The sequence below is a fragment of the Chryseobacterium ureilyticum genome (assembly GCF_900156735.1).
GTDB lineage: Bacteria > Bacteroidota > Bacteroidia > Flavobacteriales > Weeksellaceae > Chryseobacterium > Chryseobacterium ureilyticum.
Genome location: NZ_FTOL01000001.1, coordinates 870258 through 890769 on the forward strand (window position 1 = coordinate 870258; position 20512 = coordinate 890769).

Here is a 20512-nt window from a genome sequence, read left to right on the forward strand (position 1 = left end):
ATGATAACCCGTTCTATCTACATTGGCAATCCTGCTTATCTTAAGCTCAAAGACGAGCAAATGTATATTTTAGAACCTTCCACTAAAGAAATGAAAGGTAAGGTTCCTGTGGAAGATTTGGGTTTATTGATGTTGGATCATTTTCAGATTACCATCTCACATCAATTGATTCAGAAAATGATGGGGAACAATGTTGTAGTGGTGAGTTGTGATGGTCATCATTTACCACATGGAATTATGCTTCCGTTATATGGTCACACTGAACATTCCGACCGTGTCAAAGATCAGTTGGAAGCTAGTGAACCTCTCAAAAAACAACTTTGGAAACAAACGGTTGAATGTAAAATTGAAAACCAAAAAGAAGTTTTAAAACGTTTAGGAAATTATTATGAACCTATGATTGATTATCAGAATAATGTGAAAAGTGGTGATATTACCAATATGGAAGGTATCGCAGCTCAGCATTACTGGAAATATCTCATCAGTCTTGATTTTCTGAGACAACGTTTTGGGGATTCACCCAATCAATTTTTCAATTTCGGCTATTCGGTTCTCAGAAGTATTGTTGCAAGAGTAATTGTAGAGACCGGATTACTTCCTGTTCTTGGAATTTTCCATAAAAATAAATATAATCCTTACTGCCTGGCTGATGATTTGATGGAGCCTTATCGTCCTTTTATCGATTTATTAGTAATGCAATGGTTGGAAACTAATCCTGAAACTGAAGAATTAACTAAAGAATTTAAAGCTTTCATTTTACAGATTGCGACTAAAGATGTGAAAATAGGGGATAAAACAAGACCTTTATTGGTTGCAGTAAAAACAACCGCCACGTCACTGTATAAATGTTATACGGGAGAAAAACGAATGATCTCTTATCCTGAATTGATATGAATGCCGAAAGGTTTAATGCTTACCGAATTATGTGGGTTTTAGTATTATATGATTTACCAACAGAGACTAAAGCCAATATGAAAGATGCGAATCGCTTTCGTAAATCTTTGCTTGATGATGGTTTTACACTATTTCAGTTTTCAATGTACGTAAGGCATTGTCCAAGTCGTGAAAATGCTGAGGTTCATATTAAAAGAGTAAAATTTATGCTCCCAAAAGCAGGAAAAGTGGCAATTATGTGCATTACTGATAAACAGTTTGGAGATATTGAAATATTTTTTGCCAGAAATAAAGAAGAACCACCTCCAGCCTTCCAACAGCTTGAATTATTTTAAATTTTGAATCCTAAAAACAAAAACAATCTACTGATTATCAGTAGGTTGTTTTTTGAGGCTGTGACTAATCACGAAGATAATAATTTTTGAAAGCAATTCACAACTTTTCACGTAATCTCCAAGAGAGAAATAAGGCTGTGACTAATCACGAAGATAATAATTTTTGAAAGCAATTCACAACACCTTTCCAGGCTTTGAAATTCTTATTTCGGCTGTGACTAATCACGAAGATAATAATTTTTGAAAGCAATTCACAACATCTCAGATTCTCAACACGCAAATAAAATTGCTGTGACTAATCACGAAGATAATAATTTTTGAAAGCAATTCACAACACCCCATCCATATAACCGAGAGACAGACATGCTGTGACTAATCACGAAGATAATAATTTTTGAAAGCAATTCACAACAGCAGGCGGCAGTTTCTTTTATCTGCCAGAGCTGTGACTAATCACGAAGATAATAATTTTTGAAAGCAATTCACAACGCTTCAAGAATTTAGCTTTCTTGCACCACAGCTGTGACTAATCACGAAGATAATAATTTTTGAAAGCAATTCACAACAACCACAAACTCTGTATAATCCTGTTATTAGCTGTGACTAATCACGAAGATAATAATTTTTGAAAGCAATTCACAACTTTCTTTTTCAAGGTATTTTTCGGTATCTGGCTGTGACTAATCACGAAGATAATAATTTTTGAAAGCAATTCACAACGAAAGCCTGTCCGCTCTCCGGGCAGTCTACGCTGTGACTAATCACGAAGATAATAATTTTTGAAAGCAATTCACAACAAGAAAATGGAGATATAAAAGAAGTGAAAAGCTGTGACTAATCACGAAGATAATAATTTTTGAAAGCAATTCACAACCGCTCCTTATGGGTGGAGATTAAGACATCAGCTGTGACTAATCACGAAGATAATAATTTTTGAAAGCAATTCACAACGGATCAAGGAATCTATTTCTGACAACTCCGGCTGTGACTAATCACGAAGATAATAATTTTTGAAAGCAATTCACAACGTTAATGATGAAGATATTATTGCTTATGATGCTGTGACTAATCACGAAGATAATAATTTTTGAAAGCAATTCACAACTGTATGATTATCTTGATTTTGCAGTTTTACGCTGTGACTAATCACGAAGATAATAATTTTTGAAAGCAATTCACAACTATTAATTCAATATGTTTCTATCTAATAATGCTGTGACTAATCACGAAGATAATAATTTTTGAAAGCAATTCACAACAGACTTCCATACCATCAGTTTGCTGCAGGGGCTGTGACTAATCACGAAGATAATAATTTTTGAAAGCAATTCACAACAGTAAGTAGCTTATTGTGCTACTCACAACAGCTGTGACTAATCACGAAGATAATAATTTTTGAAAGCAATTCACAACGGAAACTTCAGCTTGAATTTATGACAAAATGCTGTGACTAATCACGAAGATAATAATTTTTGAAAGCAATTCACAACTTATTCCGGTTTTAAAAGTTCGTTTTTCATGCTGTGACTAATCACGAAGATAATAATTTTTGAAAGCAATTCACAACTTAATTCGTTAATTATCATCGCCTGTAATTGCTGTGACTAATCACGAAGATAATAATTTTTGAAAGCAATTCACAACCGCGTTTAAATCGTTCTATGAAGTTCATATGCTGTGACTAATCACGAAGATAATAATTTTTGAAAGCAATTCACAACAAGAAACAACACCAGAAGATGAACCTGTCAGCTGTGACTAATCACGAAGATAATAATTTTTGAAAGCAATTCACAACAGAAGCTGGGGCTTATTGAGAGGAATGAAGGCTGTGACTAATCACGAAGATAATAATTTTTGAAAGCAATTCACAACAGGAAACAACACCAGAAGATGAACCTGTCAGCTGTGACTAATCACGAAGATAATAATTTTTGAAAGCAATTCACAACAGAAGCTGGGGCTTATTGAGAGGAATGAAGGCTGTGACTAATCACGAAGATAATAATTTTTGAAAGCAATTCACAACTTTCCACTCTTATCTGCAAAAGCTGCTGCAGCTGTGACTAATCACGAAGATAATAATTTTTGAAAGCAATTCACAACCAAACAACTGAAAGAACTCCTGAAGCTCCAGCTGTGACTAATCACGAAGATAATAATTTTTGAAAGCAATTCACAACAGCTTCTTTATCAGGCATTATTTTACCGTTGCTGTGACTAATCACGAAGATAATAATTTTTGAAAGCAATTCACAACATATTTGGAAACATCAAAAATATCATTGAAGCTGTGACTAATCACGAAGATAATAATTTTTGAAAGCAATTCACAACGCAAATCTCCCCTTTGCCTTAATTCTTCTAGCTGTGACTAATCACGAAGATAATAATTTTTGAAAGCAATTCACAACTATTTATAAGCATAGCTTTAAACGCCCAGGGCTGTGACTAATCACGAAGATAATAATTTTTGAAAGCAATTCACAACAGTTTCTCAATTGGTTTTAAGACACAATTCGCTGTGACTAATCACGAAGATAATAATTTTTGAAAGCAATTCACAACTAAATTTACTATAGTAAATAATTAATAATGGCTGTGACTAATCACGAAGATAATAATTTTTGAAAGCAATTCACAACACCTGCCATCTTCTGTAATTTTTAATGAATGCTGTGACTAATCACGAAGATAATAATTTTTGAAAGCAATTCACAACTCAAAATTTGGAAGCTCTTCAAACCCAGAAGCTGTGACTAATCACGAAGATAATAATTTTTGAAAGCAATTCACAACGGTAGGCTTTGGGGTAATGTAATAGGAACGGCTGTGACTAATCACGAAGATAATAATTTTTGAAAGCAATTCACAACTATAAATTGAGGTGATCGTCTTTTCTATGCGCTGTGACTAACCACGAAGATAACAAATTTTAAAAGCGGTTTATGAACATTTACAAAATAGAGAAGTCAAATAAAACAGAACAAAATATATTCAAATTTATTCCAGTCATTCCTTGATTTATTTTCCAATTTTAAAGATCTAACCATCACACACATGATATTATATAGGTTTCTGTTCATAGGGCTTTTTGTTATATTTGCCCGAAACTTCTAATCATGTCTAATTCAAAGATTCAATTAATATATTTACTCAAATCCCATTTAGGTTTTCGTGAATATTCTGTTTCGACAATTCTTCCCCCTGTCAATTTGAAATTTAAAAATAACCATGAAATCAATTTTAAAAGTATTTAAGTTTTTAGGCAAGCTTATCCTGGGAATCCTAATCGTATTATTGTTCTTAGGGCTTTGTTATCGATTATTTAGCCCAAAACCTGTTCCGCCGGGTAAACTCGTTAACGTTAACGGAACCAACATCCATGTAAGAGCAGAAGGAGATAAGAAATCTTTCTCTACAGTGATTATTGAAGCAGGAGCACACAGTAATACCGATATGCTGCATTGGATTGCGGAAGGCTTAAAAGATAAAACGAGAGTCATACGCTATGATAGAGATGGAAAATGGTTTAGTGAAGCAAGTAATAGTGATAATAGATCCCCTGAGTTTTATGCACATCAGCTTCATGAATTATTAACGAAAACAGGAGAAAAGCCACCTTATATTTTGGTGGGACACTCTATGGGAGGTCCTTATACCAGAATATTCAGGGATCTTTATCCAAATGAAGTGAAAGGAATGGTTTTCATAGATTCAAGTCATCCTGAACAATGGAACCGATTAGCACAAAAAGAGTTGGTTCCCGAAGGGCAGGCAAGAATATTAAAGATAGGATCTATTCTTGCAGATTTAGGTATTCTAGGTCTTTATAATAAGATATTTAGTAAAGCACCCTACCAAGGTGATGGCTTACCTAAAGAAGTATACAGTAGATCACAATCGCTCACCAATACCTCCGGAGATGTTTATACTATGTTTTTAAGAGAGAATGACCTTACCAATGCTGTGCTGAAGCGTGCAGGTGAGGCAAAAAAGTTAGATTCATTACCGGTGTTGGTGTTCACTGCTACAGAGCAGTATAAAGAATCCCAAAAAGAAAAATACAGAAAATCAGGAATTGATCCTGAAAAACAAGTTCAATTATGGTTTGGGATGCAGAAAGAGCTAAAAGAACTCTCTTCTCAAGGAAAACAAATCATAATGAATGCCAGTCATGGAAGTATCATTACGAAAAAAGAAAATGCAGAAGTAATAAACAAAGAGATTCTTTTACTATCTGAAAATATTGAAAAACAAAAGTAATATTAAACAGCGAAGCCCCTTAATTGGGGCTTTGTTATTTTTTTAAAGTTAACTCTTTTCCTTTAAGGGCAAAGTAAAGGTTTTGGAATTCGTGGACGTGTCTTATTTCTAATTCATCATCATTTCCCAACTTGATAATCCAGCCTTTGGAAGGTCTGCAGATAAATTTCATATGTGAAATGCCACTTCCTAAACTATATTCGAATTGGTCAGCAGATTCATCATTAGGATTATACTTTTCTCCACTATTACTTTCAAATCCAAAAGTAAGTAACCATTTCTCTGTTAATGGAATCGGTAGGCAGGCATCCGGATGTAAATCATTAATATATACCAGATCTCCCAGATCGTGAAGATGATACACATATTCTATGTTTTCATCCTTTTTATCCATTATATAATTTCCTATGCGTAATTCACTTGTTTCCATACTTTGAATTTAAATTATTTTAATTTGTTTGAATAGCTTCGTTTGTGAACCCGATAATTATTCTTATAAAAACAGCCTGGTCATATCAATAACCAAGCTGCTGTATTACTCTAATCTCGTGCTTTATTTATGGCAATACTTCATTATAATAAAGCGGAGTGTCATTATTTTTATCGTACCCCATAATAATGATTCTGTATTTCTTGGCATCATCATTATTATAAAACTCTACGGTTGTACGCTCTTGAGATTGCTCTTCCAAATAAGGGTTCCAATACAGTACACTTCTTGTATCCTGTGGAATTTTTTTGAAACTGTCATTATCGTAAATCGGGCTTTCAAATGGAACTTCCTTATCATATCCGCTTAAAGAAATTTGTCTTAATTGTGAAGGTAAAGCTCTGTCTATGACTTTTCCTGAAGAGCCACCCCCTCTGCGGGTGTAGATAGCGATGGCACCGTTACCGGCTCCGGAAGCTCCTGCAAAAATTCCTTTTATGACTTTTACCATCGCAATTTCGGAGGTAGACATATTGGCAATTTGGCTGGGCTGAATTGGCATTTCATCAAGATAAACAGTTGTTTCATCTCCTCTCAGGTATGGAATGGGAATTCCGTTTCGAGTCTGAATGGTAAGCCCTGAAACTCTTCCCTGTAGCCATTGAAGAATACTTGAAGACGTAATTGCTTTTGGATCATTCACAAAATCAAAAATCTCTTCATTAGGACTTTTAAACAAAAGACTGCTTAATTCATTATTCAGTTTTTTAGTTTTAGCTTTTACTTCTCCTCTTAATTTTATTTCCTCAATATTGGTTACTTTTTCATTAATAATCTTTTGAGTATCAAGAGCTGTATAAGATCTTGTAATTTCAGCAGAAGGCTTGTCATCATTTGATCTTTGTACTAATTTATAAGGGCTTGAAGGTAAGCCTTTCTTATACGGAACGAAACTGAAATCAGGCTGGAAATATACAGAGTAATTCTTGTTAGGCTCTTTGGATGTGGAATTCAATTGGTAAGAAAACTTCATTGTATCTTCAAAAATTAAATTACTTAAAGAAAAGAATCCGTTATTATCCGATTTGATTTGAAAAATCTTTGATCCGGATTCCGAATCAAAAATTAAATTCAGGTCCGTATTGGGAGCCGGTTGTCCCTGAACATTTATTTTCCCTTTATAAGAAAGATAGTTCCCTGATTGATATTTAATAGTAGGATACACTCCTGAAATAATCGTTTTCCAGTCAAAACGTTTCCATTTCTCTGAAATTAAAAGTGCATCAAGAGCCTCTATATTTCGATCCTTAGTAAAATACTGAGCAGGATTCGTTATCGTTGAAGTAAGATCTCCTGTTAACCATAAGGTACTTAATAAGCTTTGATCTTCTTCAGAGCTGTTGGTATTGGCATCAATTACTAAAACCGTATAACCTGAATAATCCGAACTCTTAGGAATATCAAAAGAATTCTTTCCACGAGGTGAATTTTCTAAAGAAAGAGACTGTAAAGCTGGTTTTTTAATTTGTAATTGCTGTGGCTGTACAAACGAAAGCCTGTTGGCTACGATATTTTCCTTATCATCAAACACCGTAAGCTGTAAAATCCCATTAACAAGTTGATTATTCGGAATAGAATACTGAGTGTCATTAGTAATCTTATTCACTTGAGCCTTGTACACAAGCTGATTATTGATGGTTCCCAGAATCTTATAATAAGGTGCTTCTTGCGAAGAATTTTTAGATTTTAAAACATATTTTACGGCATCCTTATCACTGTTTACCTCAAGATGAATTCCTGAAGGCAAAACTTCCGGTAAAGGAATGCTTTGCTTTTGTCCATTTTTATTCTGAACAGTAAGTTGATATCTTTTTCCGGTTTTTGGGGTAATGTTGAATATTCCAATATTTTGATCAAGCCCTTTAAATGTTGTGATTTTTGTATCAGGGCTGTCAGGATCAGTCACATATCCTTCCCAATCAACAGAAGTAGAGCTGCTGGATTGTAAACGTACAGCTACTTTGGTATTTATTCCATCAATAAAACTTCCACCTTCCGGGTATACCGATGCTAATAAATTAGAATGGGAATCTGGTGTTAATTTTTCAGGCGAAGAAGGATTATAAATGACAACCGGTTTCAACAATTGAAAATCCTCACTGAAATTAGCCATCCAGGTGGTGTATGCTCTGATATAATAAACATCTTCTTTTAAAGATTTGGGTAAAGCAATACTACCGCTTCCTTCCCCATTCATTAATGGAAAAAGCTTTTTGCTAATTTGGTTTTTATTGCTGTCATAGAGTTCCACAAATAGAGTAGTGGAAATACCGGAAGCTCCATAACCATCAAAGACAAAAGACTTAAACCAAAGGTCTTCGCCAGCGATATAATTGCTTTTATTGAAAAGTAAATGTATTTTTTCCTGAGGAAATTTTTGTTCAAATGTTTTGAGTGCCTGTTCGGCTTTGTTTTGTGCACTAAGAATATCAATTGTACCTAATGCAAACAGGAATATTAGTTTTTTTGACATAGTCTCGTTAAAATTGTGTTTTTTTACATGGAGGTGCTAAAATACACAATTATTGCATTTCTGAATAGAGCATTTTTTATTTAAAATGGAGAAAGTATTATTTATTAAGTATATTTAATGCATCAATTCATAAAAATGAAGCAAAAAGAGATTTCTTGATGTATGTTAAGGAAACTGCATTCAGGTTTTTCTATTTTTGTACCCGAAAACAATAAACTTTTTAAACAGTTCAATAATATGAAAAAAATTAGCGTAATTGCATTAGTAGGAGTAGGATTGCTTGTAGCATCATGTAATAGTAAAGAAAAAACAGATACATCAGTAGCTACTGAGCAGGCTGTTGCAGAAAGCAAAGGAGAAGTATTGGCAGTAGATGCTGCAGCTTCTGTAGTAAACTGGAAAGCATTCCACAAAGGAGGATTTGCACCTCGTTGGGGAACTCTTAACGTAAAATCAGGTGACTTAAGCATCGAAGGAGGACAAGTAGTAGCAGGAAACTTCAATATTGACATGACTTCTATTAAAGTAGATCCGGCTTCTGTAACTGAAAAAGATAAGAAACCGGCAGATCTTGAAGCTCACTTAAAGAACCCTGACTTCTTTAATGTAGAGAAAAACCCTACTTCAGACTTTAAAATCACTAGTGTAGCAGACCTTAAAGAAGCACCTGCTGATGCAGTAGCTGGAGCTAATAAAACAGTAAGCGGAAACCTTACTTTACTAGGAAAAACAATGAACGTTACTTTCCCTGCGAAAGTAGACGTAGTAGACAATACAGCAGCTATCCAGGCTAAATTTACTGTAAACAGAACAGACTGGGGAATCAAATTCGGTACTTCTGAAGCAGATCCTGCTGAATGGATGATCAGCAAAGACATCGAGATCGCAATTGATGTAAAAGCTAAAAAATAATTTTTAGATTAATCAATAATCTATGAGCTGCTTTCTTTGGGAAGCAGCTTTTTTATTTTGATATAAAGCAGATTGTCATTAGAAACAGATTACTTTTAAACGTAAAGCCAGAAGTTTCAGAAGTTTGATTTCAGGAAGCTAAGAAGCGCCACTTTGCCACTAAAGAAGCTTCATAGATATGCATTCGCTTAGAGAGAATCAATAAAATTGAGTACAAATTAAATATTCGTGAATTCGTGGCAAAAAAATAAACGCCACGAATTCACGAATACTTCTAGATAAAACTCAGAAATATATGTTTCTATGTAGTTAAGTATTTTTAAGCCACATAGATACATAGGTTTTAAAACTATTAAGGAGTGACAGCCAATGCAATCATTTTATTTCAGGACGCTAAGAAGTGTGACTTTGTCACTGAAGAAGCTTTATGGATATGCATTCGCTTAGAAAGAATCAATGAAATTGATTTCCCCTTTGCTCACTTAAAAATATGAGAGAAGATGCTAAAAACTTTGCGTTAAATAAAATATTTTAAACGCAAAGACAGACAATGTAGTCATTTGATTTTAGGAAGCTAAGAAGAGCGACTTTGTCGCTGAAGAAGTTTCATGGATATGCATTTGCTTAGAAAGAATCAATAAAATTGAGTACAAATTAAATATTCGTGAATTCGTGGCAAAAAAATAAACGCCACTAATTCACGAATACTTCTAGATAAAACTCAGAAATCTATGTTTCTATGTAGTTAAGTATTTTTAAGCCACATAGATACATAGATTTTAAAACTATTAGCCAATGCAATCGTTTCATTTCAGAGAGCTAAGAAGTGCGACTTTATTACTGAAGAAGCTTCATGGATATGCATTTGTATAAAAAGAATTAATGAAATTAAGTATAAATTAAATATTCGTGAATTCGTGGCAAAAAAATAAACGCCACGAATTCACGAATACTTCCAGATAAAACGCAGAAATCCAGGTCTCTATGTGGTTAGACATTTTTAAACCACATAGACATAGGTTTTAGTACTGTTGATTAATTATAATTTTCAGGTTACGATGACTCCGTTATCCCTGGCTTTTAAAACTTATTCGATATTTTAAGAAAATCGTATCGATATGCAGTAATCGTTAAAATATCACTAAAAAAGTAAAATTTATATTTTAATAACAATAAACCATTTAACGAATAATTTTTTATCAATCCTAATAAGTTTTTTCAAAACAGAGTGAAAAATATATTTTTATGTTAAAATTGTGTTTTATTGACTGGTTTACAGGTGTTTGTGTTTATTTTTGTCTGGCAATAATTTTGTAATATTACCGTTGGATTTTATAAAAATAAACACTTCTGAGTATAACACTAAAAAACTAAAATGATGAAAAAGCATGCACATCCTCAAAGGGAGACTGATTCATCTTCCAATGACCTTTTGGCTCTTTTAGTTGAAATTTTAAATGTTCTTCAAAAGAAAGAGTCTGATCATTTTCCGTATTATGACAGTGCTGATGTCAAACGCCTGATGAATATTAGCGACAGTACTTTACATCGCATCAGGAAATCACAGAAAATTCCGCATGTCAAAATCGGAAATAAAATATTTTATCCAAAATCATTTTTCACTAAAGCCTTCAAACCATGAAGGCTTTTTTTGTGCTGTAAAGGCACTGATAGGTAAAGTACTTTGAAGTACTCCGTATTTCCTTCAGCTATTCTTCGGAACAATGATTCTTTTTCCGAAGCTTACCCGGAAAATCCTCGAAGAACCATCGAAGAAAACAGGTTTTATGCTGTCAAAAAATGTCAAAACATATCAAAACCGATCACTATTTTCAGGAGTGATTGCTGATTGAATATTCCTTTATACATTCGTTCAGTTAACCAAAAAAACACAATAAAATGGCTAGAATAACAAAAGGAATCCTTGGTGGATTTTCAGGGAAAGTAGGAACAATTGTAGGTGCCAACTGGCGCGGAAAAGACATTATCCGAAGCGTACCTACACCAAACAACAGACCTCCCAGTGAAAAGCAGATGCTTCAACAGATGAAATTTAAGCTTGTCATAGGTTTCTTACGTCCTCTGGGCTTCATTCAGAAGAAGTATTTCGGGGTAAATAGCGGTTCGAAATCCAGAATTAATCTGGCGGTATCTTATACCATTAGTGAAGCTGTTCAGATGGTAGCAGATACTCCTGAACTGATCTACAACAAGGTTCTGATTACAAAAGGAGATCTTACAGGCTTTCAGAATGTAGTGGCAGCTCCCCAGGCTGGAAATAAAATAAAACTGACCTGGGAAGACAATAGCGTTCAGGGAAATGCAAAAGGTACAGATAAGGTAACAGTAATCTGTTACAGTAAGGAGCTTGACTCATTTGCAATTTTTGAAGCGGTTGCTGACAGAAGTGCCTTAACTACCGAAGTGACTTTACCCGCTTATTATGCAACGAAAGACATGCAGGTCTGGGCATATCTGAATGCTCTGGATGAAAGTATCGTATGCAACAGTTCTTATCTCGGAACATTGAAGCTGATTTAATCCTGATCTCCACCTGAAAGGGTGGAGATTTTTAAATAAATACCATTTAAATCATCTTCCGATATGACAATAATAATCTTTTGAAAATTTTTTAGATACTTCTCATCATAAATATTTTCTAAATATATAGGTAGAAATTTAAAAATTTTACTACGTATTAGGGGGCTGATAATACGTTTTTAATGAGTTGTCGTACAAGTACGACACTTTTAAAAATTTATCAAAAAATTAGAATTAAAGCAAATTAATATTTCTAAATTTCAGGAATTATTATCAAAAAACACATACTACAAGATGAAAAAAAATAACCCTAACCCGGGGAACCCTTTGCGGGGAATTATCTCCTCTCTGAAAGAGGACATCTATTATGTAAAACAAGGAGAAACACTGGAAAGCATTTCATGGGATTTGACTCTTGAAAATCCTAAATACCTTCGTGAATACCATAACTCAAGATGCAGCTATCTAGACCTTATTCCTGAAGATGGAACTTTAAGGTTTTTGCAGAAACTCCATGTACCCAACTCAGATGAAATATTAAAGCTCAATGAGCAAATACAAAAATCCGGAGAAAGTTTATCTTGTCTGCTTCCAATGGGAAAAATCTCTTTCAATATAAAGTTTATCGATGGGAATTATCAAGTGAAACAAACTGAAAGTGACGAAGGAATTCAAAAAAGTGAATATTCATACGTGCTACACTTTAAATATATTAAGGAGGATGAAAAAGGACATTATGTAGAATTCACTATGAACAATTTCAAAAAAAATGATGAACAACCTGAGGAGAAAATAAATAATCTTGCATCCGATTTTGTAAAAACAGTGTATCCAATACTATTGATTATAGACAAATCCGGAAATTTTGTTGAAGCACAGCCTATTAAAGGTAGTAAAGATATCATTGGTGATCTTGAAGCATTAAAGCAATATTATGCTGGTGCTTATGCCATTTCTCATATTAACCGGATGAAAAATAAAATGAATGATCCACAGGTAATTTATAGTAGTCTCAAAGGAACATTGCCCTTCCAATTCATTTTCAATCAATTTTATAAAGCAAATTATCATTCAAAAGATACTGCGGCTCCATATCGTGATAAATTTTCGTGGTTGCCTCTGGCTACTCCTGTGAGGCTGGAAATGATTCATCAAATCTTACCACAAAACAGTTCTGATGTAATAGAAATTTTACAAACAGGGAGATCTGTAGATTACCGAACTGTTGCGGAACTGTATTATACAGGCTTTGAGTATGACAGGCAAATAATGCCTCATTCAAAATCCGTAAAGGCTAATCATTCAGCTACCTATACACTGGATTTCATGGACTTCTCTATTCAAAAAATAAAAGCCAGATTTGATATCCGGATTGCCGATTATGAAAAGACAATGACTTTTGAATTGGAAAAGCTAGTAAGCTAATTATTCTTTTTTTAACCATCAAACACAATGATATGTCAGAAAATTCATCAGCACACAGTGATAAGCACTTTGTCATTCAAAAAGGCAAGGCTCAATGCAATCAAGGTGACCAGTTCCCACAATTTAAAGTAACCTCGCACCAGAAACATTATTGGAATAATAAAGAAGGACAAGCGGACTACTTAGCCGTAACGGAAGACGATCTGCAATTCAATCCTCCCGGACCTAGTTTTGGACAATGTAAACTGAAACCCACAGCAGGGGGCTATTTACCGTGTGCGTTTGCTCCAGCTGGTAAATGGCAGAAAACTTATGAAAAAACAAAGGTCATGAATAAAAGCTGCCTTTCTGAAATTTCTGAGTTGATGTGCAGTGTTGGAGGAAAAATCACCATAAAAGAACACGGGCAAACATCCACTATGAATAAGCAAAGTATAACAACAGCTGATCCCAAAACTTATAATATTATTAATCCATTTATGAATTTTGAGGAGTCCCAAAATGAACTGGAAGGTCCTGGACAGATTTATGAATAAAATGTCTATCAATACTAACGACTATGGCAAAATTAACGATTAGAGGTAATACAAAACCTATTGTTGGAAATACGGAGGCTTATTCACTTTCGGTATTTGAGAATGTAATGACATCCAATCCTTTTTCTTTCCCACCTCCTACGGTAAAATGGGATCTCTATGTGCAAGACAGAAACGGATGGCGCATCGCAAAAGGAAATATAAAGGAGGGAGAAAATATAACCTATAAATTTACGGCTAAAAGTCTTAAATATAAAGCGTTAAAAATTGAGGTTGTAAGAGGAAAAGATAAAGGAGAGCTCTATATAAAACCGCAGGAAGCAGAAGATCCGAAAATAATAAGTGTTGAACTGCAAGACATTAATTCTGAACGATTACCAAAAGGTAAGCTATTACATTATACTGATACCATAATTGCTAAAGCTCACTGTGTGGGAATGTTTGGATATAAAGTGGCATTTACCCTTTGGGAAGATGATGCCATAGGAAAAGGGCATGATCCTATTGTAAATATGATGAATAAGATTAACCAGATTCCTCTCATTGGAGAAGTGAACCATGAAGGAGTTGCCAAAGTTTATTTCAGATTGCCTGCTTATACTATGGCTGTTCAAATTGCAAATGCCGGAGTCGCAAAAGGAGACAAGAGTGAAGGTAAAACCCATGAATATTACGTAACTGCCGAAGTAGTTTCCAAGCATATTGCAAAGGCTAGCCCTAATGTAAATGTTGGCAACCCGTCTCATATTCCAGCTCCGCCTAAGAAAACTAAACCGGTGGATAGTACTCCGCCACACAGGAAACCGCCGGTTGCTCCTGAGCATCATAAACCAAAGCCTAACAAGCCGAAACCCAAAGAGGAGACAGCAAAATACCCCCAAACTCCTGCGGCAAAGAAACAGACAGATCCTGAAGGGAAAATAGTAAATGCAGAATTTACAGATGGTAGAGGTAAAACGCTTAAAAATGCCAAGACCGGAGATACAGTCTCTATTAAAATAACTTCTCAGGGGATGAGGGGTAAAAATGTAATCGTAAGAATTTGGGAAGAAGACTTATCACGGTACAGCAATGATCTTATCTATGAAGTATCTGCAACATTAGCTCATGACACTTCAAATTTTATCAATTATGTTACTCTTACAAAAGGGATGTATAATAAAAGTAATGATTTTGGAGAGGGAAATGAACGGGAGTATTTTATAGAGGTTGAACATCTTAACACTTCTGTGACTTCTCAGGTAATTCCTATAAGTTCAGATGCTGAACCGGTAAAAGTAGATCCTAATGATTCTCCTGCGATTATTAAGGAAACGAAACAGGATAAACCTGAAGACGGGAAGTGCCCAAATTGTGAGAAAAATATAACTTTGGAACAAATTAAAGCAATATGTGTAAGTAAGAAAGATAATAAGGGAAAAGAAAAATGTTTAGTTGAAAATGATACTATGATAAAAAAAGCACTCCCTTTTTTGAATCAGTTTAGAAAAAAAGTAGGAATAAACACATGTATTACTAAAGCCCATTTTTTAGCTCAAATATCACACGAAAGTAAATTTTATGAGTTACAAGAACGATTTAAATATTCTAGTGCTAGTCGGATGAATGGAATATTTGATTCTTATTTTAAACAATTTGGGAAAAACAGAATGCATGAAGCAGAACGTTTGTCTGAACTATCGCTGAAAAAAGAAAATTGGTCAGAAGTTGCTAATGCAATTTACGGTAAAACTCATCCTCTGGGAAAAAAACATACAAATCCAGATGATGGCTGGAGGTATAGTGGAAAAGGATTTAAACAGATAACATGGAAGGATAATTATGTAAATTTACAATCATACACAAATACACTTTTTGGTAAAAATTATAAATGGGCTGATGGAGATAACCCCTACAAATTAAAGAATAACCCTGAAGATGCAATCACTTCAGCTCTTGGTTTTTGGGGTAAAAATAATATAAATAGCGTAGCTACCGAAATAAGTAACACAGCTGTTAAAAATGTGACCATATTGATTAATTCTGCTTTAGATGGTCTTTCTGAAAGAGAACGATTTTTTAAGAAAGCGGTAGACATTTTAAAGGTAAAAGAATGTAAACCAAAAGGAGAAGTAAGAGTGTCTAATGAAAAAGGAACTGTTGTTTTGGTATCTGGTACAGATAAAATTTTGAAAAATGATCCTGCAAAAGTAGGTTTACAATGGATGATGTACAAAACATTTGTTTATAAAGATATAAATTTAGATACATTCAAAAAATTGAAAAGAAGTAACAATTTACCAGAAGCAGATTATGTTACATATTTAAGTAGGGATACCCATCAAGTAAAAAGTTCAAATGGAAAAGAAACTTTTAAACATTCTGCTAAACGTTTTGGTAAATACAATGAAATTCCTCCTGGCGAATATTTTTTAGTACCAGGATTAGCAGGGCAAAAATATATGGTTTATGTTATAGATTCAGAATCTAAATCTGCTAGTGATGAAAATGGAATTGATGGACCAGATGGCTCAAGAGGAGGTGTTGCATTACATCATTATTGCCCAAGATTTTCAGTAGGATGCTTCACTTTTAATTCAGGTAAAAATACTCAACCTGTTAAAGATTTTGTTAATGAAATTCCAGACTTAAAATTGAGGGATAATAGACCTGTACATTTTATTTTAGAACCTAGAGAAGTTGTTGAAATCACATGGGAAAATTCAGCGTATGGAACAAAAAAATGGATAGGAATTTAAATACAGATATGAAAAGAATATTTTTTTTATTTAGAATACTTATTGTAACATCTGCCATTGCGTGTAATGGACAAGATAAAAATAGTGATATGAAAAAGACAGCACCTTATAATGTTTCTCAAGTAGGAGACGGAAAGAAATTTAATTATGACAATTTTTCTATAGAAATAATTGAAAAAGCAAAAAAAGATTTAAAGAATTTTGGTTTTAAGTTTCCAGCCCGAGAAATATTTAGAGAAAGAATTTTGAAAGTTTATGGTATGGATATTTTTAAATATGACAACAATATCATTGCTTTAAGACCTTCGGATTTTCCCGAAATAGTTATTAAAAATGAGAATTATATTCTAGTACAGGACAGTGATTCAAATAATGAATTCTTCATAAATTCAGAAATGCTTTACTATTATAATAAATTCGTTTTTTACAATGACAAAAATGCTTTTAATTTATTAAAGGCTATAAACCCATATTTATTAAAAGACCTGGTTATTGTATATGGTTATGATGAGGACAAAGAATTAATAAAATATGTATTTAAAGATTATGATTTTTCCAACGAAGTTAATACTCATGATTTAATATTTTCATACAATCCCGAAAATAATAAATACAAGATACGAAAAGCGATAATGGATGATATAGAAAATTTTGTTTATGGTGGGAGAGTAGAAGATTTTTCATATGCAAAAGAGGGAAACGGTTATAATAGCATTTCTGAAATAATACAAAAAATAGAAGATGAAAAGAATAATTATATTAATCCTGATGAAACAATAGCCTATTTGTATGACAAAGAATTGCAAATTGGAATTTTAGGATACATTCAAAAAAAATTAGATAATTCTCCAGATTACGCGAAGTTTTTGAAAAAGAATGACTTTTATAAATTTGAAAAATTAAAACAATATGTTGAAGTTATATATCAACCATCTGAAAGCTTAGAGATTGAAAATGTAATATATACCATCCACGATCCTGATGGTTACACCAATTTAAGAAAAGATAAAAGTACATCTTCAGAAATTTTGCAAAAGGTAAAATCGGGAGAACATATTGAGGTTTTAGATAATACAGGTGATTGGTTTTTAGTGAAAACTAAGGAAGGAAAAGAGGGATATATTCATAAAAGTAGGATGAAAAATTAGAACAAAACACTAAGAAAAAAGTCTTTTACAAAAGAGATGTATAACAAAAGCAATGATTTTGGAGAAGGAAGCAAACGGGAGTATTTTATAGAGGTTGAACATCTTAACACTTCTGTGACTTCTCAGGTAATTCCTATAAGTTCAGATGCTGAACCGGTAAAAGTAGATCCTAATGATTCGCCTGCGATTATTAAGGAAACGAAACAGGAGAAAAAGGGAAGCTGTATCTGTCAAGAACAGTATAAAGACCTAGTTTGGGGAGGAAAAGTAAGTTGTGAGTTTAGGAAAAAGGTTGTGCAAATAGCTAAGAATCTAGGTCTACCACAAAAAGATCTTGAGGGAGCAAATTGGTTAATGACTATAATGGCGTTAGAATCAGCATATAGTTTTAGTCCTAAAATTGGAACTTTTGGAAAAGATTCTGATGAAAGTAAAGCCAACAAGTATATCGGATTAATTCAATTTGGAAAAGGAGCTGCGTCAGATATTGGAACAACACGAACTCACCTAATGTCATTGACTGCGGAACAACAGCTAGAGTTTGTAGAAAAACATTTTAAGCAAAAAAAAATCGATAATTTATTAATCAGTAGAACGGCTTTATATCTTGCCGTAAATTATCCTAACTCAACGAAACATGCTTCAAATAAAAACTATGTTGTGTATAATAGTTCAAATGCTGCGTATGATTCTAATGATTTATTTAAAAGAGAAAAGCATGAATATAAAATAAAGAAAGATGAGACAAAAGAATATCCTGATAATGTTGTTGGTTCTACGTATGTTTGGGAAATGGAGGAAGCTTTGGAAGACGGTGGAAATTTAGGAAAATCTCATAAAGCTAAAAAATTTGAATGTGGTGTAAATAATGCTACAAATGAAAAGATAAATGCAAAAGATATAGTAACTTATCATATTTATGAAAATGGAATAATAGAAAAACATATTCCTAAAAAAATTAAGGAAGAGTATGCGAAAAAATATAAATATGTATATCATGATAAAGAAAAAAACGAACATGAAATATGTATTGTAGACTGGTTTACAGTTGATAAGAGAAATAATGGAAAGAAGATAAGTTCAATTCCAAAAGGTTATATAAATACATATAGTTATCCTTCAGGGGGAAATGCGCAGACAGCTTATGAATATTCAAATGGAGACATTTGTGTTTCAGGTACAACATATGGGTACAGAAAATATAGTAAAGGGCAAGGGAAAGTCCCACTTGTTAGAATGAAAGATAGTTTAAATTATAAGAAAAATGATGTTAAAATTTTATATTCATTTCAACGCTCACAAAGACGATATTGCAACCCTGATGCTTATGCTGGATTTATAGGGGCATTAGCTAAATTAGGAAGGGAAGATGTTTTATGTACAGGTATGTGTTTTGCAGATGCAACAAGCTACCCAAGTGTTACGCACCCTAACGGAGACTGTGCAGATACAGCATATTACTCTACTCAAGTATTAGAACAAAAAAAAGTAAATGCATTTAAAGCTTTCCATTTTGAAAAAATTTATCGAGGTAAGGGAGGTTGGTATTCTAATCTAACGGGAACTAATTATTCCCCTGGTCATGAAGATCACTTACACTCAGGAGAATTTAATACGAACATTATAAAAATAATAAAAGAAAAATGAAACAGTTAAGTTTATTATTATTGCTAATTTTCGGCTTTACTAGCTGCCAAAAGCAAATTGATAATTCACATTCTAAATTGATAATTAATATTGCTGAAGCTAAATATGAAACAATAGGCTTTTCAGATAAATATGAGGTACTTCCAAAATTAAATATTCAAGAAATTAGCGAAGATGCTTTTAATAAATTAAAAATTACTAAAAATTCATTTCAACAAACTCCTATAAAAAAGAATAAAGGAAATTATTTTCTTGACATTAATAATAAAACACTTCAACTTAAGGGGGAAAATGATAATGAAACAGAGAAAAAACAGGGAGGGATTTGGTATAATTACTTGGGATTTTATCCATCCTTAGATATGTACGCTGTTTCAGCTAATTCAGTCAGTGAAGGAATAGACTTTAGTGATTTTGAATTAATCAATAAATCAAATGGAAAAATAGTTAAAATAGTTTCACCTGGTGATGATAAAATAGAAAACCCTGTACTATCACCTCAGATTAATTATTTAGCCTATTTTCATAATCAAATATATGATAATAACAGTTTTTTTGGGATATTAAAAATTGATTCAAATAAAGATTTAAGAGAATACAAAAGTCTTATCTTGGAAAATTTTAAAATATATCAAGTTAATTGGTCTGACGATCACCTGATCTTAATAAAAGCATCTACAGATGGCGGAAAAACCTTTAAATATTATAGAAGCGACATTTTATCAAAAAATATAAACCAAGGCTTAGAAGAAAAGGAAGAATGGGAAGGGACTTATCATTCTGAAGCAATTAACAGAGATAATGCTAAAACAGTTTTTGATATTAATATAAAATCGTTAGATAATATTTCAATTAATATTGATGATGATGGAAGTAAGGAAAGTTATTCTAATATTAAAGCTGAAACAATCAATAAAGATAAAATAAAAGTTATTTATAATTCTTCATTCGAAGATGACATGGGGACAATTTATATTGAAAAATCTGATGATAAATTTTATATTTCAGGAACCCCAATTTATTTAATTAATCCGGGAAATAATGAAATGCCATTAAAAAAAATAAAATAATTTACAATTCTAGCGAGAGTTATCCATTTATTGTTGA

The 20512-nt window shown here is 33.0% G+C and carries 14 protein-coding genes and 1 CRISPR repeat array; of the genes, 12 read left to right on the forward strand and 2 right to left on the reverse strand.

All coding sequences use genetic code 11. The annotated features are described in order from the left end of the window. The 3 genes from cas1 (at window position 1) to BW983_RS03650 (ending at window position 5495) form a co-directional block, all read left to right on the forward strand. Complete coding sequence (gene cas1, locus BW983_RS03640; RefSeq protein WP_076549991.1) at window positions 1–894, forward strand: type II CRISPR-associated endonuclease Cas1; 894 nt, start codon at window positions 1–3, stop codon at window positions 892–894. Then, window positions 891–1229 carry a CRISPR-associated endonuclease Cas2 gene (gene cas2 / locus BW983_RS03645; RefSeq protein ID WP_065393206.1) on the forward strand — a complete coding sequence of 113 codons (339 nt, stop codon included), beginning with the start codon at window positions 891–893 and terminating at the stop codon, window positions 1227–1229. The genes cas1 and cas2 overlap by 4 nt, the downstream gene beginning before the upstream one ends. A gap of 57 nt (window positions 1230–1286) precedes the next feature. Next, window positions 1287–4105: direct repeats of the CRISPR family, unit length 47 nt; unit sequence GCTGTGACTAATCACGAAGATAATAATTTTTGAAAGCAATTCACAAC. 358 nt (window positions 4106–4463) lie between these two features. Beyond that, complete coding sequence (locus BW983_RS03650) at window positions 4464–5495, forward strand: alpha/beta fold hydrolase (protein WP_076549993.1); 1032 nt, start codon at window positions 4464–4466, stop codon at window positions 5493–5495. Between the two features lie 34 nt (window positions 5496–5529). Here BW983_RS03650 and BW983_RS03655 read toward each other — a convergent pair whose 3' ends face one another. Together BW983_RS03655 and BW983_RS03660 are read right to left on the reverse strand one after the other, a co-directional pair. Beyond that, window positions 5530–5925 (reverse strand): hypothetical protein, encoded by a 396-nt coding sequence (locus tag BW983_RS03655; protein WP_076549995.1) that lies wholly within the window; start codon window positions 5923–5925, stop codon window positions 5530–5532. 127 nt (window positions 5926–6052) lie between these two features. After that, window positions 6053–8458 carry a hypothetical protein gene (locus tag BW983_RS03660; RefSeq protein ID WP_076549997.1) on the reverse strand — a complete coding sequence of 802 codons (2406 nt, stop codon included), beginning with the start codon at window positions 8456–8458 and terminating at the stop codon, window positions 6053–6055. Window positions 8459–8695: 237 nt separating this feature from the next. On the opposite strand from BW983_RS03660, the gene BW983_RS03665 reads away from it, so the two are divergent. The 9 genes from BW983_RS03665 (at window position 8696) to BW983_RS03705 (ending at window position 20475) form a co-directional block, all read left to right on the forward strand. Then, complete coding sequence (locus BW983_RS03665; RefSeq protein ID WP_076550833.1) at window positions 8696–9370, forward strand: YceI family protein; 675 nt, start codon at window positions 8696–8698, stop codon at window positions 9368–9370. 1375 nt (window positions 9371–10745) lie between these two features. Beyond that, entirely contained in the window at window positions 10746–11012 is a 267-nt protein-coding gene (locus BW983_RS03670; protein WP_084184295.1) for a helix-turn-helix domain-containing protein, read from the forward strand. 257 nt (window positions 11013–11269) lie between these two features. Continuing rightward, window positions 11270–11911: a DUF6266 family protein gene (locus BW983_RS03675; RefSeq protein ID WP_076549999.1), complete on the forward strand. Its 642-nt coding sequence runs from the start codon at window positions 11270–11272 to the stop codon at window positions 11909–11911. 294 nt (window positions 11912–12205) lie between these two features. Then, the gene (locus BW983_RS03680; protein WP_076550001.1) at window positions 12206–13336 is read left to right on the forward strand and encodes a hypothetical protein; all 1131 of its coding nucleotides are present in this window, start codon (window positions 12206–12208) and stop codon (window positions 13334–13336) included. Between the two features lie 32 nt (window positions 13337–13368). After that, window positions 13369–13872 carry a DUF4280 domain-containing protein gene (locus BW983_RS03685; protein ID WP_076550003.1) on the forward strand — a complete coding sequence of 168 codons (504 nt, stop codon included), beginning with the start codon at window positions 13369–13371 and terminating at the stop codon, window positions 13870–13872. A 23-nt stretch (window positions 13873–13895) separates the two neighbouring features. Beyond that, window positions 13896–16610: a glycoside hydrolase family 19 protein gene (locus tag BW983_RS03690; RefSeq protein ID WP_076550005.1), complete on the forward strand. Its 2715-nt coding sequence runs from the start codon at window positions 13896–13898 to the stop codon at window positions 16608–16610. An 89-nt stretch (window positions 16611–16699) separates the two neighbouring features. Beyond that, window positions 16700–17758 carry an SH3 domain-containing protein gene (locus tag BW983_RS03695; protein ID WP_167369954.1) on the forward strand — a complete coding sequence of 353 codons (1059 nt, stop codon included), beginning with the start codon at window positions 16700–16702 and terminating at the stop codon, window positions 17756–17758. A 36-nt stretch (window positions 17759–17794) separates the two neighbouring features. After that, window positions 17795–19405: a hypothetical protein gene (locus BW983_RS03700; RefSeq protein WP_076550009.1), complete on the forward strand. Its 1611-nt coding sequence runs from the start codon at window positions 17795–17797 to the stop codon at window positions 19403–19405. After that, on the forward strand, window positions 19402–20475 hold the full coding sequence (locus tag BW983_RS03705; protein ID WP_076550010.1) for a hypothetical protein: 1074 nt from the start codon (window positions 19402–19404) through the stop codon (window positions 20473–20475). The genes BW983_RS03700 and BW983_RS03705 overlap by 4 nt, the downstream gene beginning before the upstream one ends. Window positions 20476–20512 lie beyond the last annotated feature (37 nt).